This is a genomic window from Bradyrhizobium sp. (assembly GCF_016462955.1).
In the GTDB taxonomy this organism is placed as follows: domain Bacteria; phylum Pseudomonadota; class Alphaproteobacteria; order Rhizobiales; family Xanthobacteraceae; genus Bradyrhizobium.
In genome coordinates this window covers 1-974 of the sequence record NZ_JAEMSD010000861.1, presented here as the reverse complement: position 1 = coordinate 974, position 974 = coordinate 1, and the positions used below count along the sequence as shown (strand labels likewise).

Annotated in this window: 2 protein-coding genes; both read left to right on the top strand. The window is 65.3% G+C overall.

Annotated features, from left to right (window positions below):
* A partial coding sequence (locus tag JHD07_RS39290; protein WP_291631998.1) for an ABC transporter permease occupies positions 1-522 on the top strand: 522 nt, incomplete at its 5' end.
* Positions 523-615: 93 nt separating this feature from the next.
* Positions 616-974, top strand: a 359-nt coding sequence (locus JHD07_RS39285) for a substrate-binding domain-containing protein (protein WP_291631995.1), incomplete at its 3' end; no start/stop codon positions are given.

Sequence of the window (974 nt, the reverse complement as noted above, 5' to 3'; positions counted from 1 at the left end):
TTTCCGGGCGGGCCCGACGCCGATTATTTCTACGCAGCGACCTCGGGCGACGTGCTCGGCGTGCCGGTGCCGTTCATCTATCTCGTGATTCTCGCGCTGGCGATGGCCGTGGTGCTGCACCACACTTCGTTCGGCCGCCATGTCTTCGCGCTCGGCGGCAACGAGAAGGCGGCGGAGTTGACCGGCATCCCGGTGGTCCGCGTGAAGATAGAGGTCTATGTCATCTGCGCGCTCGCTGCCGGCCTGCAAGGCATCATCATCTCCGGCTGGCTCGGGTCGGCGCCGGCCAACATGGCGACGTCCTACGAGCTCAACGTGATCGCGGCGGCCGTGATCGGCGGCGCCAATCTCGCCGGCGGCATCGGCGGTCCGCTCGGGGCGATCGTCGGCTGCGTGCTGCTGGAGGTGATCCGCAACGGGCTCGTGCTGGCCCAGGTCAGCTCCTATTGGCAGCAGACGCTGGTGGGCGTGATCATCATCCTGGCCGTGCTGGTCGACCGCATCCGCTCGCGGATGAGCTGACGTAACGTCGCCTCGGGAAGGCAAATAAAACGCCGCCTGTCCGCTTCCCGGGCGCTTTCGAGAGGATAGGCACCAACAAGGGTGGAGGAGACCATGAGGAAACTGCTTCTTGCGGGCATCGCCGTGGCTATGATGGCAACGCCGGCATTCGCTGCGAACTACCGCTTCGTCATCGTGCCGAAGGCGATGAACAATCCGTTCTTCGATTTCGCGCGCGACGGCTGCCTGAAGCGCGCCAAGGAACTCGGCAACATCGAGTGCATCTACAAGGGCCCGGTGGAGCACGAGCCGGCGACGCAGGCCCAGATCATCCAGGACTTCATCACGCAGAAGGTCGACGGTCTCGCCATCTCGGTCGCCGACGTCGCGGCCATGACCAAGTCGATCGAGGCGGCGACCGCCGCCGGCATCCCGGTCACGACGAGCACGCGTTTCGACATCGCCTCGGTCTC